The organism is Shewanella sp. 553 (assembly GCF_059338375.1).
Map to the genome: position 1 here is coordinate 1,451,408 of NZ_CM181701.1, position 13,375 is coordinate 1,464,782.

The 13,375-nt window shown below is 44.6% G+C and carries 12 protein-coding genes; 8 read left to right on the forward strand and 4 right to left on the reverse strand.

Going from position 1 to position 13,375, the window contains the following annotated elements; translation table 11 throughout:
• Nucleotides 1-80: 80 nt before the first annotated feature.
• Nucleotides 81-1,613: a DUF3612 domain-containing protein gene (locus AC5YBZ_RS06620; RefSeq protein ID WP_494524636.1), complete on the reverse strand. Its 1,533-nt coding sequence runs from the start codon at nt 1,611-1,613 to the stop codon at nt 81-83.
• A 186-nt stretch (nt 1,614-1,799) separates the two neighbouring features.
• Here AC5YBZ_RS06620 and AC5YBZ_RS06625 point away from each other — a divergent pair, with 186 nt between their 5' ends.
• Entirely contained in the window at nt 1,800-2,345 is a 546-nt protein-coding gene (locus tag AC5YBZ_RS06625; RefSeq protein WP_494519498.1) for an aldolase/citrate lyase/malate synthase family protein, read from the forward strand.
• Nucleotides 2,346-2,460: 115 nt separating this feature from the next.
• On the opposite strand, the gene AC5YBZ_RS06630 is transcribed toward AC5YBZ_RS06625, so the two are convergent.
• Nucleotides 2,461-3,336: a 1,4-dihydroxy-2-naphthoate polyprenyltransferase gene (locus AC5YBZ_RS06630; RefSeq protein WP_494519497.1), complete on the reverse strand. Its 876-nt coding sequence runs from the start codon at nt 3,334-3,336 to the stop codon at nt 2,461-2,463.
• A 432-nt stretch (nt 3,337-3,768) separates the two neighbouring features.
• On the opposite strand from AC5YBZ_RS06630, the gene AC5YBZ_RS06635 reads away from it, so the two are divergent.
• The 5 genes from AC5YBZ_RS06635 (at nt 3,769) to AC5YBZ_RS06655 (ending at nt 8,781) form a co-directional block, all read left to right on the forward strand.
• The gene (locus tag AC5YBZ_RS06635) at nt 3,769-4,686 is read left to right on the forward strand and encodes an SDR family NAD(P)-dependent oxidoreductase (RefSeq protein WP_494543595.1); all 918 of its coding nucleotides are present in this window, start codon (nt 3,769-3,771) and stop codon (nt 4,684-4,686) included.
• 106 nt (nt 4,687-4,792) lie between these two features.
• Nucleotides 4,793-5,656 (forward strand): acyl-CoA thioesterase II, encoded by an 864-nt coding sequence (gene tesB, locus AC5YBZ_RS06640; RefSeq protein ID WP_494519495.1) that lies wholly within the window; start codon nt 4,793-4,795, stop codon nt 5,654-5,656.
• A gap of 98 nt (nt 5,657-5,754) precedes the next feature.
• Entirely contained in the window at nt 5,755-6,153 is a 399-nt protein-coding gene (locus AC5YBZ_RS06645) for a YbaY family lipoprotein (RefSeq protein WP_494519494.1), read from the forward strand.
• Nucleotides 6,154-6,663: 510 nt separating this feature from the next.
• Nucleotides 6,664-7,311, forward strand: coding sequence for an outer membrane protein OmpW (gene ompW, locus AC5YBZ_RS06650; protein WP_494519493.1), 648 nt, complete (start codon nt 6,664-6,666; stop codon nt 7,309-7,311).
• Nucleotides 7,312-7,452: 141 nt separating this feature from the next.
• Nucleotides 7,453-8,781: an IS4 family transposase gene (locus AC5YBZ_RS06655; protein WP_494518922.1), complete on the forward strand. Its 1,329-nt coding sequence runs from the start codon at nt 7,453-7,455 to the stop codon at nt 8,779-8,781.
• 51 nt (nt 8,782-8,832) lie between these two features.
• Here AC5YBZ_RS06655 and AC5YBZ_RS06660 read toward each other — a convergent pair whose 3' ends face one another.
• Nucleotides 8,833-10,152, reverse strand: coding sequence for a Na+/H+ antiporter family protein (locus tag AC5YBZ_RS06660; RefSeq protein ID WP_494543596.1), 1,320 nt, complete (start codon nt 10,150-10,152; stop codon nt 8,833-8,835).
• Nucleotides 10,153-10,461: 309 nt separating this feature from the next.
• On the opposite strand from AC5YBZ_RS06660, the gene AC5YBZ_RS06665 reads away from it, so the two are divergent.
• Nucleotides 10,462-11,067: a peroxiredoxin gene (locus tag AC5YBZ_RS06665; RefSeq protein WP_494519491.1), complete on the forward strand. Its 606-nt coding sequence runs from the start codon at nt 10,462-10,464 to the stop codon at nt 11,065-11,067.
• Nucleotides 11,068-11,346: 279 nt separating this feature from the next.
• Here the strand turns inward: AC5YBZ_RS06665 and rnt are convergent, their stop codons facing one another.
• Entirely contained in the window at nt 11,347-12,036 is a 690-nt protein-coding gene (gene rnt / locus AC5YBZ_RS06670) for a ribonuclease T (RefSeq protein WP_494519490.1), read from the reverse strand.
• Nucleotides 12,037-12,227: 191 nt separating this feature from the next.
• On the opposite strand from rnt, the gene AC5YBZ_RS06675 reads away from it, so the two are divergent.
• Complete coding sequence (locus tag AC5YBZ_RS06675; protein WP_494543597.1) at nt 12,228-13,061, forward strand: flagellar protein MotY; 834 nt, start codon at nt 12,228-12,230, stop codon at nt 13,059-13,061.
• Nucleotides 13,062-13,375: the final 314 nt, after the last annotated feature.

Here is a 13,375-nt window from a genome sequence, read left to right on the forward strand (position 1 = left end):
TAACCGTTGAGATATGGATAAGCAAAAGGCCACGGGTTCCCCTGTGGCCTTTGCCGTTGTGATAGCGCTGATACGATTATCTATCCGCCGCAAGTGCCGCTGGCGTAACAGCTGGGTTTACGTGGGCAGGTTGAGCCCCGCGAGCAGATCAATCTGGCTTCGTTGTCTATGCCGCGCTCAATCCAATTGATATTAAGTATTCTCGCCACGCGCTTAATATCCGTTTTAATGCTGGTGGGCAGGTGAGCTGAGCCGCCGTTATCGACACAGACCTGTTTCAGCTCATGGGCGATAGCTTGTGCATCGCCGCCCTGAGCTTCGATGGCGGGGTTGAGGTCAATACCGGCGCATAGCACATGGGGCGTGCCAGCCAGATCGTTAACCCTAATCGATTCACAGCAGTAAATTTTTGGCTCTTGAGCCACATCTAAAATCGAGATCTGTGCCGAAGACCCCGTCGAAGAGGCATTGATCATTCTAAATACCGCCCAGTGCTGGCAGGGATCTTCAACTTGGCGCATATTGCCCCAAGGCAGCGGAATGCCATTACCCCGATAAACGGCTTTAAGTTTGCCTGGTGAGTAGGCATCAAAATAGTGCCAATGGCTATAAGGTGACACGGCCGTCATGCGGCGCATCGCCACCGAGGCTGACACGCCAACGCGTTTAGCAACATCAATTTCATAACCATGCCTGTCGAGCAGTTGTCTAAAGGGAACCTTGGGACACAGCAGGGCGCCAGCAAAAAAGCTCGACTCAAAATCACGCCAAGCATGCAAAATATCTTGCGCATCGACAGTGGAGGATTGCGGCGCTGTAAAGCTGTCTTCACTTAGGCTAGTACCGTGGCTTCGACCCGCGACCATAATACTTTTTAAGCCATCTTTGTTGTGTAACACGCAATGTCCTATGTGGACGGCTAAATCGTATTTGAGCCGATTCGTGTGGTTGTTGAGTAATTTGTTGAGGCACAGCTTATTGGGCATTTCAAAATAAGAGGTGATGATGTGCTGCTCGCTAGCACCTGCTTCAAGACGGATTTGTTTAGGGGCGCGGGTAAACCATTTCACTGTTAATCCTAACTTGGCGACAATTTCCAGCAGATCATCTAGGCTGAGCGGCATGCGTTTTAAGCCCACTTCTTCAGCGGCGCGCTCAAGATCAGGAAAATGATTTTGATGATGCTCTTGATGCGCACGTATTAATAAGTGCGCAAATTGGCGGCCGCTGATGCCAGTTTGTGACAACATTTCAGGGATGGCAATTTGTAAAATTTCACTAGAAAACAAAAAGCTTGGCTCTAGCGCCATGCCACTTATGCCGCCGCGAGAACCTTTAACTGGAGTGATGGCTTGTTGCTCTGGCGCATCGTCAAGAAACCAGTCGACCTCTTTTTGAAACACCGCCGCTATAACAGCTAGCATGCCAGCGCTGGGCACACGTTTACCTCGCTCTATCATAGATAGATAAGAGACCGAGGGCGCCGAATCGGTATCCACACGGATACAGCGGGCCGACAAATCTTCCATGGTGAGGTTGTTACGTTTTCTGAGGTTACGGATTTTGGTTCCCAAAAAATGCGACTTTCTCATTAAACTTGTGTTGTTTTTCATTTTGTAAAATTCACATTGTGAAATTTCTATTGTGAAATTGTAAATAAAAAAAGACTAGACTACAAATCAAGCAATCGAGATAAGTCAGTTGCAGTGTATTTCGGCAAAGTCGATACCTATTAGTCAGTCAGCTTTGAGATGCCCCAAACGCGATAAACGTACCAAATTATATATGAGGATGAAGCTATGAATATTCACACACAGCAATCTAATCTTATCGACCACAGTATTTACAACTTCATCAAGCAGGTAATGCCTATGACACATACAAACGGAAACACCGCCTTAGAGCAGCACAACCACAGTGAAGCGACAGCCTATGCCAAGCAAGTGCTGGATCAACACTTTCCGTTGAGTAATGGGTCGCATCAGGATGTCTGCAGTTATGTCGTTTATTATAAGCAGCTATTGGCATTCTTTGCCGATGGTAGTCAAAGTGGGTTGGCAGAACCTAAACAATTTGTCGCCTTAACAGGCCATAAATGTGAGCCGACGTCATTGGTTTTGAAAAACAATGGTTTTCACGTTGAAGTGTCTATTAATCGTCGGGGTGAGCATGGTTGTAATGACTTAGCTGGCATTGATGATGTGCAAGTTGAAGCCACATTAATGACCATAGTTAACAGTCAACAGGCGCCATCACAGCGCAGTTGGACTAGTCTAGTTAGCGGACAGGCCGGAAGTCGCAACAAGCAATTTACGTCGAAAGATGGCGCTGAATACGAGGTATAAAAGCGCAATAATTTGGGGTTATCGCTAAATTTATCTATCGAATAACATAAATAAGGCCAGTGAATTCACTGGCCTTATTTATGTGTGATGTAAGCTAAAAGCTAAAAGCTAAAAGCTAAAAGCTAAAAGCTAAGCCTAGACTGAATAAGGCACTAAAAATAATCGTTAACTTGGCCGTTTTACCCAATAAAGGGTTTAAGGCTTGGCCTGAAGTGTGGCTAAACTCACTGTTAAGCTTACGTGCCAAAATCAGTGATAGCCCGCCTAAGAGCACAGGTAAACCTGGTAATAACCCCAGAAAAAAGCCGCCAATAATGAGGGCGAAAGGCAGATAAACCAATGCTTGATAGAGCACTCGTGCTTGGCCTTCGCCGATTTTGACCGCCAAGGTTAATTTACCCGCTTTGGCATCGGTTGGGATATCACGGGTGTTATTCACTAACATGATAGCTGCATTAAACAGGCCTATGGCGCTGCCAAGCAACCAAGCTGCCGTGTTGGTCGTGCCAGCCTGAAGATAGAAGCTACCCACGACAGCCACTAAACCAAAAAAGATAAATGCCGCCACTTCTCCCAATGCATGAGATGCCAATGGGTAGGGGCCGCCGCTGTAACCAAGTGCCCCTAAAATTGACAGGGCTGCTAATAGTGCGATGGGCCAGCCGCCATGATAAATGAGTATTGACCCAACCACTAAAGCCAGAGCCAGACAGCCAACCATGGCATTACGCACTTTTTCTGGCGCCAGTAAGCCGCTTTGCGTTACTCGTATTGGGCCTAAGCGTTCATGGGTGTCGATACCGCTTTTAAAGTCAAAGTAGTCGTTAGCTAAGTTAACCGCCACTTGCAGTAAAACCCCACATAACATGGAAATAGCAGCGATGAACCAACTGAATTGTTCTAGGTTAATCGCTAAAATATTGCCCACTAATAACGGGCCAATAGCTGCAGGAAGAGTGCGTGGGCGTGTCGCCAGGATCCAAGGATTCATTGTTGTATTTGTACTTACGTTAGCAATATAGGAGTGGGAGCGGTATTCGCTCAAGACGGTCAATCAATAGCATAGCAAAAAACGGTGACGCCTTGCAGCGCTTGCAATAGCGTTATGTGAACTGCTTCGTTCTATTTTTGCTCAAATGGCGCATAATTGCTCAGCTGTTCTACTTAAATGTTATTTTGTTATTGTTTTGTGAAGATAAATCGTCAAAGTTTGAGCGAGCGCACAATGCCTTACCTATTCTGACTCATATTTGTCGATAGCCTCAAAGAATATCACCATCATATATGCTGTTATAAGACTCTTTAGTAAGGTCGGTTGATGGCTAAGTTAATCATTATCTAATTAATTAATATGGAATTTTATGATTGTAGTAGCTTGATGTAGGGAAGCGTCAACAAGGCAATGACATAAGGGAAATAGTTTATGCGTTTTGATGAACAGGTGGCTGTGATCACTGGAGCCGGAGCCGGCTTAGGGCGAGCTTATGCTATCGCGCTTGCCGAGCGGGGCGCGCATGTTGTGCTAATTGATGCTGGCATTGCCGATCCCGATGCAGTGCTTGACCAAGACTCTGGTCTGGCAAAAACCGCACAAACCCTGTCAGAATTAGGCGCGCAGACCATGAGCTTTAAGCTAGATGTGCGTGATAGTGCTGGTTTAAATGATGCGGTTACGGCAATTCTTGGCCGTTGGGGCCATATTGATATTGTCATTAATAATGCCAGTATTCATCATCCTTGTGCGTTCGAGGAGCTTTCTTATGCTCAGTGGCAGCAACAGCTCGATATCGATGTCAATGGCAGTTTTATACTGACTAAACTCGTTTGGCCTCAGATGAAGCGCCAAGGTTATGGACGCATACTCATGAGCTGTGGCGCCAGCGCCTTATATGGCGATCGACATGAAAGTTGTTTTTCCACCAGTAAAATGGCCTTAATTGGCTTAGTGAATAGTCTGGCGATCGAAGGTGTTGATAGCAATATTTGTGTCAACTCGATTACCCCTCACGCATTGACTCAAATGACCGAACATCATTTGTCACCCTTAGTTAAGCCGCTGTTCTCGACCTCATCGGTAAATGCGGTGATGTTATTTTTGACCTCCTCCTTAGCTCCTAGCGGTCAGCATTTGTTGGTCGCAGCCGGTAGTGTGAGCCATGGCAAATTCACTGAATCTCCACACATGCGTATTACTGATGCCGAGTGTAATCCAAATGTGATACATGCGCGTTGGCATGAGCTTAAGTATGCGCGCCCTTATCGAGTACATCGCAGTGGTGAAGCTCAAATAACCGCTTGGGCTAAAAGAAGTGCTAGCGAACACCATATCGTGATTGAATAATTAGCGGTGTAATTAAACACCTTATCCCCCGTTATACTCTAGTCATATGAACGTCTTCTAAGGTAAGCTTGTCGTTTAATTTAGTAGATATTGTCGGTAAGGTGTAATGAGTCAAGTATTAGATGATCTATTATCGCTGCTGTCGCTTGAGCAGATAGAGGTTGGCCTTTATCGAGGTCAAAGCCAAGATTTGGGCTTCGGTCACGTATTTGGTGGCCAAGTGATGGGCCAAGCCCTAAGCGCGGCGGCACAAACCGTTGATCCTTTAAGGCAAGTTCACTCGTTTCATTCCTATTTCTTGCGCGCTGGCGATGAAAAACTACCGATAGTGTACGATGTGGAAGTGGTTCGCGACGGTGGCAGCTTTAGTGCGCGAAAAGTGAAAGCGATTCAAAAAGGGCGGCCGATCTTTTATATGACCTGCTCGTTTCAATCTCATGAGCAAGGTTTTGAGCACCAGAGCCAGATGCCAGATGTGCCAGGACCTGAAGGATTAATGAACCAACAAGAGTTGGCGATGACGTTGCGTGATAAAGTGCCTGCCCGTGTGCTTGAAAAGTTTATGGCCGACTCCCCCCTAGAAATGCGCTTAGTCAACCCCAGCAGCCCGATAGCGCCAGCGGCATCAGATCCTAAACGTTACGTGTGGATCCGTGCCAACGGCAATGTACCCAATGAGCTGTCGGTACATGAATATCTGTTGGCTTATGCCTCTGACTTTAATTTTTTGGTGACCGCAGCGCAGCCCCATGGCGTGTCGTTTTTAACCCCAGGTATGCGCATGGCGACGATAGATCATGCCATGTGGTTTCATCGTCCTGTCGATTTAAGTCAGTGGTTGCTTTACAGCATCGATAGTCCCAATGCGTCGGGTGGTCGAGGATTTGTCAGAGGTGAGTTTTACAGTGAAGATGGCACCTTGGTAGCATCTGCGACTCAGGAAGGGTTAATTCGTTTAACGCAGCGATGAACTTAAATGGAATGAATTGCTGCAAGCAAACTTGAGCATATAGTTTTGAGTGACGTGGTTTGAGATAGTTTTTATAGTGAGTTAATGGGATGCACATCATGAAAGGTAAAGTAAAAGGGTTTATTGCACTGTTTTGTTTATTGTTACTTAGTGCTTGCGTTACCGTTGAGCCCGAGCCGCCAGTGATTGTTAATGGGGCTGCAGGTTATCTAGAGCGCATAGCGTTGCCTCAAGGCAGTGCTATTACCATTGCAGTTATCGATCTTGATACACCAGGGGTTATTGTGGCGCAGAAGTCATTTAATATTGCTAAGGTACCTGTGCCATTTAAATTTACCTTTGCTGCGGATACTATTGATAGCAGCATCAATTATGGGGTCGTTGCTATGATCCGTTATAACGGTATGGTGATCTTTCAAACATACGATAAGTTTCCGGTGATCAATAATGGTAAATACACCACGGAAGTGATTATGAAGCCAGTGAGCGGCCGTTAACTCATGCTAGGCGTGTTGTCTTAACATATATGTAATCAAAAACGGAGCTTCGGCTCCTTTTTTATTCCTAAAAATTAGCTCAATAAATTAGGTTGGCTTAATGAGCGCTTATTAAAAATGTTGATAAGTCTTTGACAAGTTGCTTAATCGTTTCTCAGTGCATTTTAGTTAATTTGACATGCACCCTTTTACTATCGGATACGAACCAATTGGCAACACGAAATGTTAACGCCAAGTTACTTTCAACCTGTTGGGTTAAGCCCATTTTTTATTTCACTTTGAGGTGAGGTTAATTCGCCTGTTTGATCTAGGTCACTCATTTTAAAGGGGTATTATCAATGTTTGTTTAGTGGGTGTGATCCGTGTCACTGGTGCGCACTTGAAATGACGGTGTTATTTATTTTGTTGACATAGATCAATATGTAGCAAGGTTGCAGCTGGCAGGATGACTGCAAATGTAAGCAAATTGCTAATAACAATCTCAATATACAATTGTATTAATGGAGTAGTATGATGAAAAAGTCTCTCGTTTCAGGTCTTGTTGCCGCCACCCTACTTACAGGCGGATTTAGTGCTGCGGTTTCTGCTCACCAAGCTGGTGATATTATTGTGCGTGCTGGTGCGGTTATGGTTGCACCAAATGAATCTAGTCAGGATGTGGCAGGCTTTGGTGAGTTTAAAGTAAGCGATGATACCCAGTTGGGGCTTAATTTTGGTTACATGCTGACCGATAATATTGGGGTTGAGTTGTTAGCGGCAACACCCTTTAGTCATGATGTTTCTTTAGATGGTGTCGGTAAAATTGCCGAGACCAAGCATCTTCCACCAACTTTAGTCGCACAGTACTATTTCGGTTCGGCTCAATCAAAGTTACGTCCATACATTGGTGCAGGTGTTAACTTCACCAACTTCTTCGACAATGATTTTACCAATGATTTGGATGGTGCTTTGACTGATCTAAGCCTTAGTAACTCATGGGGCTTAGCAGCTCAGGTAGGTCTTGATTATCAAGTGAATAAAAACTGGCTGGTAAACGCCTCTGTTTGGTATGCACAAATCAGCACAGATGTTAAATTTAATCTAGGTGATGCTCCTGTGACGATTGAAACAGATATCGATCCATGGGTTTATATGGTCAGTGTGGGTTACACTTTCTAAGCGCCATTGGTATGGGTGTATCTTAGTTAGCGAAAAGGCAGCCAAGTGGCTAATGCTGATCAGTTAAGCATATAAACGATCAGTTGACCGATCTTTAAAAGGCTTCAAAATCCAATATCAGAAATGATATTGGATTTTTTTATGTCTTTAGAACAAGCTTTCTGCACCGCTTTTGAATACCACCAAGAAGCCACAGCTTTTACCAATCTTAATCACTTATTGGATGAAAACATCATCCAGCAAGCCTTTGAAACTGCGGGGGTCGCCACAGTAAGAAAACGTCGCTTACCCCTTGATGCAGTTATGTGGTCTGTCATTGGTATGAGTTTTTACCGACAACAGTCTGTATGGGAGCTTGCGACTCATATGGAGTTGATGCTACCAGGTAAAAAGAAGCTCATTGCCCCCAGTGCTCTTGTTCAAGGGCGCCAGAGGTTAGGTGTGCAGAGTATGAAAAATGCCTTTCAAATGATGGCAAAACATTACTATAGCAACACTCAATTTGAGACATGGTGTGGACTGAATTTATTAGCCGTTGATGGTGTAGTCTGGCGCACTCAAGACACCGCTGATAATCGTAATGCTTTTGGCTCACCATCAAATCAACATGGTGACACCTCATTTCCTCAGGTTCGTATGGTGTGTCATATGGAGCTCACTAGCCATCAACTGATAAATAGCGCGTTTGATGGTTATAAAACGAGTGAAATGAAGCTAGCAGAAGCGCTCATACAGTCAACTCCAGACCATAGTCTCACGATGTTCGATAAAGGTTTTTACTCCTTAAACTTGCTACATCAATGGCAACTAGGTGGTGAAGAGCGGCACTGGTTAATCCCTGCGAGAAAGGGGCTTCAGTACGAGGTTTTACACTCAAATGGCCGGTTAGATAAACAGGTGAAATTGGCAATAACCGCCCAAGCCAGACAACAAAACCCAGCGCTACCGACGCATATAGAAGCGAGGCTGGTGACAAAATCAATAAAAGGTAAGACGCATCAGGTATTAACCTCAATGGTCGACCCATTACGCTTTCCAAGTGCTGACATCGTTGAGTTATATAATCATCGATGGGAAATAGAGCTTGGCTACAGAGAGATGAAACAAACCCTACTAAACAGCGAGTATACGCTAAGAAGTAAAAAATCAGAGATGGTAGAACAGGAACTTTGGGGCTTACTACTTGGCTACAACCTGATGCGTCAAGCAATGACTGAGGCCGCATCAAGAAAAGGAATATGGGCCAATCGCCTCAGCTTCAGTAATTGTGCGAGTACGATACTAAGTTACCTAGCAAGATTACCACTGATGAGCCCAGGAAATTTACCCAAACATTACGAGCAACTGATAGAAATGCTAGGTAACTTCGAGCTACCAACGAAACGAGAAGATAGGGTGTACCCAAGGGCTATAAAGTCAAAACCAAGCAAATATCCCCATAAAAAGAAAAATGCCAATCAGCTTAACTGACTGGCATTAGCCAAGTGGCTGCCTTTTTGTATCGGAGTGATGACATTAAGATCACAACACCATGGCGGCAATCCAACCGAAGACCAGTAACGGGATATTATAGTGAATGAACGTTGGAATGACGCTGTCACGAATATGGTCGTGTTGACCATCGGCATTAAGACCCGCAGTGGGGCCTAAGGTTGAGTCTGAGGCTGGTGAGCCCGCGTCGCCTAATGCTGCAGCGGTACCTACCAGTGCAATCGTTGCGGCAACCGAAAAGCCAAAGCTCATGGCCAGTGGCACATAAATGGTAGCGATAATAGGGATGGTTGAAAATGATGAGCCAATGCCCATGGTGATCAATAAGCCAACCACTAACATTAAGAAGGCCGCCAATGCCTTATTATCGCCAATCAAATAAGAAAGTGATTCAACTAACGTACTCACATCACCCGTCTCTTTGACTACCGCGGCGAACCCTGCAGCCGATATCATGATAAAGCCTATGTTGGCCATCATGCGCACACCTTGGTTAAAGATATCTTGATCGGCGACATGCTTAAGCGCCCCAGAAAAACTGAAGATGATAAAGCCAACGAGTGCGCCAAAAATCATCGAGCCAGTGTAGAGTTGCACCAGTAGTGTGGCCAATATGGCGCTAAGGGCAATCAAAATATTGTGGCGATTAATGTTGGCTTCTGGCTCGGCAACTAATGCTAATTCTTGCTTGTATTCACGCGGCTTACGGTAGCTAATAAATGTGGCGACTAATAGGCCGACAATCATCCCTAGCGCAGGTATCAACATGGCCGTTGGGATCTGTTCACGTACAGCATCAAGATTATTGCTATTAAGGTTAGACAGCAAAATATCATTGAGAAAAATGCCGCCAAAGCCAATAGGTAAGATCATATAAGTGGTGACTAACCCAAAGGTCAATACACATGCCACTAAACGGCGATCTAAACGTAATTTAGACATCACGTGCAGTAGTGGCGGGATCAAAATGGGAATAAAGGCAATATGGATTGGCAAAATATTTTGCGAAGAAACGGCCATAGCTAATAGAGCAAGCAGCAGTAACCAGCGTACACGATTGATATTAAGACTATTTTGCTCTTGACCCAGTAGGGTAATCACTTTTGTTGAAATTAGCGTCGTCAGACCCGAATGCGAGAGGGCGACGGCAAAGGCACCTAATAAGGCATAACTGAGTGCGATTTGAGCACCACCGCCAAGTCCGGTATTAAACGCATCGACCGTATGCTGTAAATCCATACCACCCACTAAGCCTGCAACAAGCGCACTGATGGTGAGCGCGATAACAACGTGTACTCTTGCAAGGCTGAGCCCCAGCATCAAGCAAACTGCAATAACTACTGCATTCATATATTTTCTGGCTTTTGTGTTTTAAGTGGGGACTATTTTCGACCGCAAGCATGCTATTTGTCCAGCCGAACGGCATTTTATCTGTAAAAAAAATGAGATGTAATGTAACTGTATCTAGGTTTACTGCGTAAGTGTAAACCCTAGGTGGGCATTGGTGTTAGACTCGGACAGTTATTGGGCAACTGAAATCAAATTGTTCAAAAAAGGTGACAATGATCCCAAATAGCTTGTGTCCCGCTGGTGACTGCCTATAATGCTTTTTAGTTCATAGTTCTAAAGCTTTTTTCAATCCATAGATGGAGATATAAAATGAGTGTATTAGTAGGCCGTCCGGCTCCTGATTTTACTGCTGCAGCGGTTCTTGGTAATGGCGAAATCGTAGATAGCTTTAACCTAAGCGAAGCGATCAAAGGTAAGACAGCTGTAGTATTCTTCTACCCACTTGATTTCACTTTCGTTTGCCCATCTGAACTGATCGCTTTCGATCACCGTATGGATGAGTTCAAGAAGCGTGGCGTTGAAGTTATCGGTGTTTCTATCGATTCTCAGTTCACTCACAACGCGTGGCGTAACACTCCGGTAGACAAAGGTGGTATTGGCCAAGTTCAATACACACTTGTTGCTGACGTTAAGCACGAGATCTGTAAAGCATATGATGTTGAGCATCCAGAAGCGGGCGTGGCTTTCCGTGGTTCTTTCCTTATCGATAAAGAAGGTCAAGTACGTCACCAAGTGGTTAACGATCTTCCATTAGGTCGTAATGTAGACGAAATGATCCGTATGGTTGATGCACTTCAGTTCCACGAAGAGCACGGTGACGTTTGTCCTGCTGGTTGGGAAAAAGGCGACAAAGGTATGAATGCAAGCCCAGAAGGCGTAGCTTCTTACCTGACTGACAACGCTGACTCACTATAATTTTCGGGTCATAGTATGTAAGTCAAAAAGCCGCGATTATCGCGGCTTTTTTGTGTTCAAAATAGGTTCTGTCACTTAAGCCAATTGAAGGCGTGATAAATAACCTTGATGGTATTTTATTCTCTCGCGACTTGCTAAAGTAAACGTTTTTAGCAAGTGATGGGGCTATGTTATCCCCCACAGATGCGGCTTTATTAGCTTTAATGCTATTTTGACCTTAGGCTATCTTGGTCTTAGGTATACTCCATCGTCAGCTCACCTATTTTGCCTGTGAGCTTATCAACCAGTTTGCCCTTCACTTTGCTTGCTACTGTCTTGCTGTGCTGAATTTTCAGCAGACTCCAAGGGCCAGCCGCCTAGGGCTTTCCATTTATTGACGATATGGCAAAAAAGCTCGGCGGTACGTTCTGTGTCATACAGTGCCGAGTGCGCTTCTTTATTATCAAAATCAATTCCAGCGATAGCGCAGGCTCTAGCGAGCACGGTATGTCCGAGTGCAAGGCCCGATAAGGCTGCTGTGTCAAAGGTGGCAAATGGATGAAACGGCGTGCGTTTCAACCCATTGCGTTCAATTGCTTTGGTGACAAAACCATGATCAAAGGCGGCATTGTGAGCCACTATGATGCTGCGGTGGCAGCCGGACGCTTTTTGTGCTTTTTTTACTTCTTTAAATATTTCTAAGAAGGCTTCTTTTTCTGATACTGCACCGCGTAATGGGTTAGATGGGTCAATACCGTTAAATGCCAGTGCTTCAGGTTCAAGATTAGCGCCTTCAAACGGCTCAATATGATAATGCAACGTTTTATCTAGCATTAACACACCTTGATCGTCCATTTTCAGCATAGTCACTGCAATTTCAAGCAACGCATCGGTCTGGGCATTGAACCCAGCAGTCTCTACATCGATAACCACAGGGAAATAGCCCCGAAAACGGTGGTTGAGTTTATTAGCGTCGCACATATCGCTCATCAAATTATCCAAATAATTAGCCAAGCGCTATTATGAAGTATCTAGCCTGAGCTTGTCATGTTTGATTGGTTAATATCTAGGCTAAAGGAATAGTAAAACATGCCGATAGCCCTAAGTAACACAATGAATGAGAGCGATTGTCTATGTTGAGTAGGGTGCCGTTGATTTTTACATTATGGTTGAGCTTAGGGATGTCACTGACAGTTCAGGCTGAGTTACGCCATTATGTGGCATCATTAGAGCAGTCACAGTGGCGAATTAGTGATAACACGCCGATTGTCTGCCGACTGGAACATGAGATCCCTTCATACGGTAAGGCCATCTTTACTAGTTACGCGGGTAAACATCATGATTTGAATTTTACGCTTAATATGTGGGTAAAACCTGATGAGGTAACGCACGCAAAATTGATGAGCACAGCCCCCGAATGGCGTCCTGGTGTACAGTCAAAACCGATAACCGATCTGACTTATCAGAAGTACTTTAGCGGTGAAGTGCCTAAACATGCGGCTTGGTCGATGTTGAATGAATTAGAGCGCGGCATGCAGCCTACATTTTACTATGCAGATTGGTATAACCGTTCTAGTAAAGTAGCTGTAGGGCTTTCCGCCGCTAATTTTGCGCGTAACTATACCGATTTTCGTGCATGTCTCGCTAATTTATTACCCTATAGCTTTGAAGATATTGCCTTTACTGTACTCACCTATGAGTTTGGTGGTAATGAGTTAACAAGGTACTCTAAGGCTCAAATTGCTAAAGTGCAGCAATACCTGTCTTACGATCAAGATGTAGAGTTAGTACTTATCGATGCCTATACCGATAGCTATGGCGGCCGATCTATCAATGCTAAGGTATCAGAAACACGGGCTAATTCACTTAAAGATCTGTTTTTATCGGCAGGTATACCACAAGATCGTATTCATACCGAAGGCCATGGTGAGCGTCGTCATGTGGCCTCGAATGACACCATTGAAGAACGTGCGCGTAACCGCCGGGTGGTGATAAGGTTGAGTAAGCCACTATAGGCGTAGCGGCTAATATTCAGATAAACCCAGCTAATGCTGGGTTTTTTATTGCCGCAAATTTGTATTGGCATTATTACAGGTAAAAAAAAAGCCCACTTAATATAGTTAAGTGGGCCGCAAATAATAGATTGCAATCAACAAATTGAAGGAAGGAAGTCAAGCATAAGAACCAGGGAAAAACTTACGTGTATCAACACACAAGCTTAGAGTTCTTGTTTTCAAATCTACGTAGGTAGACACTTCCTGAAAACGAGGCGAATTATAGGATTAGCCCTCTAAAGCAGCAAGCGAGAAAAATTGCTAATTTGAATTAG

What these genes read in the sequence shown, in the direction of transcription:
- AC5YBZ_RS06620 (WP_494524636.1), bottom strand. Translation starts at nt 1,613, where the DNA reads ATGAAAAACAACACAAGTTTAATGAGAAAGTCGCATTTTTTGGGAACC.
- AC5YBZ_RS06625 (WP_494519498.1), top strand. Translation starts at nt 1,800, where the DNA reads ATGAATATTCACACACAGCAATCTAATCTTATCGACCACAGTATTTAC.
- AC5YBZ_RS06630 (WP_494519497.1), bottom strand. Translation starts at nt 3,336, where the DNA reads ATGAATCCTTGGATCCTGGCGACACGCCCACGCACTCTTCCTGCAGCT.
- AC5YBZ_RS06635 (WP_494543595.1), top strand. Translation starts at nt 3,769, where the DNA reads ATGCGTTTTGATGAACAGGTGGCTGTGATCACTGGAGCCGGAGCCGGC.
- tesB (WP_494519495.1), top strand. Translation starts at nt 4,793, where the DNA reads ATGAGTCAAGTATTAGATGATCTATTATCGCTGCTGTCGCTTGAGCAG.
- AC5YBZ_RS06645 (WP_494519494.1), top strand. Translation starts at nt 5,755, where the DNA reads ATGAAAGGTAAAGTAAAAGGGTTTATTGCACTGTTTTGTTTATTGTTA.
- ompW (WP_494519493.1), top strand. Translation starts at nt 6,664, where the DNA reads ATGATGAAAAAGTCTCTCGTTTCAGGTCTTGTTGCCGCCACCCTACTT.
- AC5YBZ_RS06655 (WP_494518922.1), top strand. Translation starts at nt 7,453, where the DNA reads ATGTCTTTAGAACAAGCTTTCTGCACCGCTTTTGAATACCACCAAGAA.
- AC5YBZ_RS06660 (WP_494543596.1), bottom strand. Translation starts at nt 10,152, where the DNA reads ATGAATGCAGTAGTTATTGCAGTTTGCTTGATGCTGGGGCTCAGCCTT.
- AC5YBZ_RS06665 (WP_494519491.1), top strand. Translation starts at nt 10,462, where the DNA reads ATGAGTGTATTAGTAGGCCGTCCGGCTCCTGATTTTACTGCTGCAGCG.
- rnt (WP_494519490.1), bottom strand. Translation starts at nt 12,036, where the DNA reads ATGAGCGATATGTGCGACGCTAATAAACTCAACCACCGTTTTCGGGGC.
- AC5YBZ_RS06675 (WP_494543597.1), top strand. Translation starts at nt 12,228, where the DNA reads ATGTCACTGACAGTTCAGGCTGAGTTACGCCATTATGTGGCATCATTA.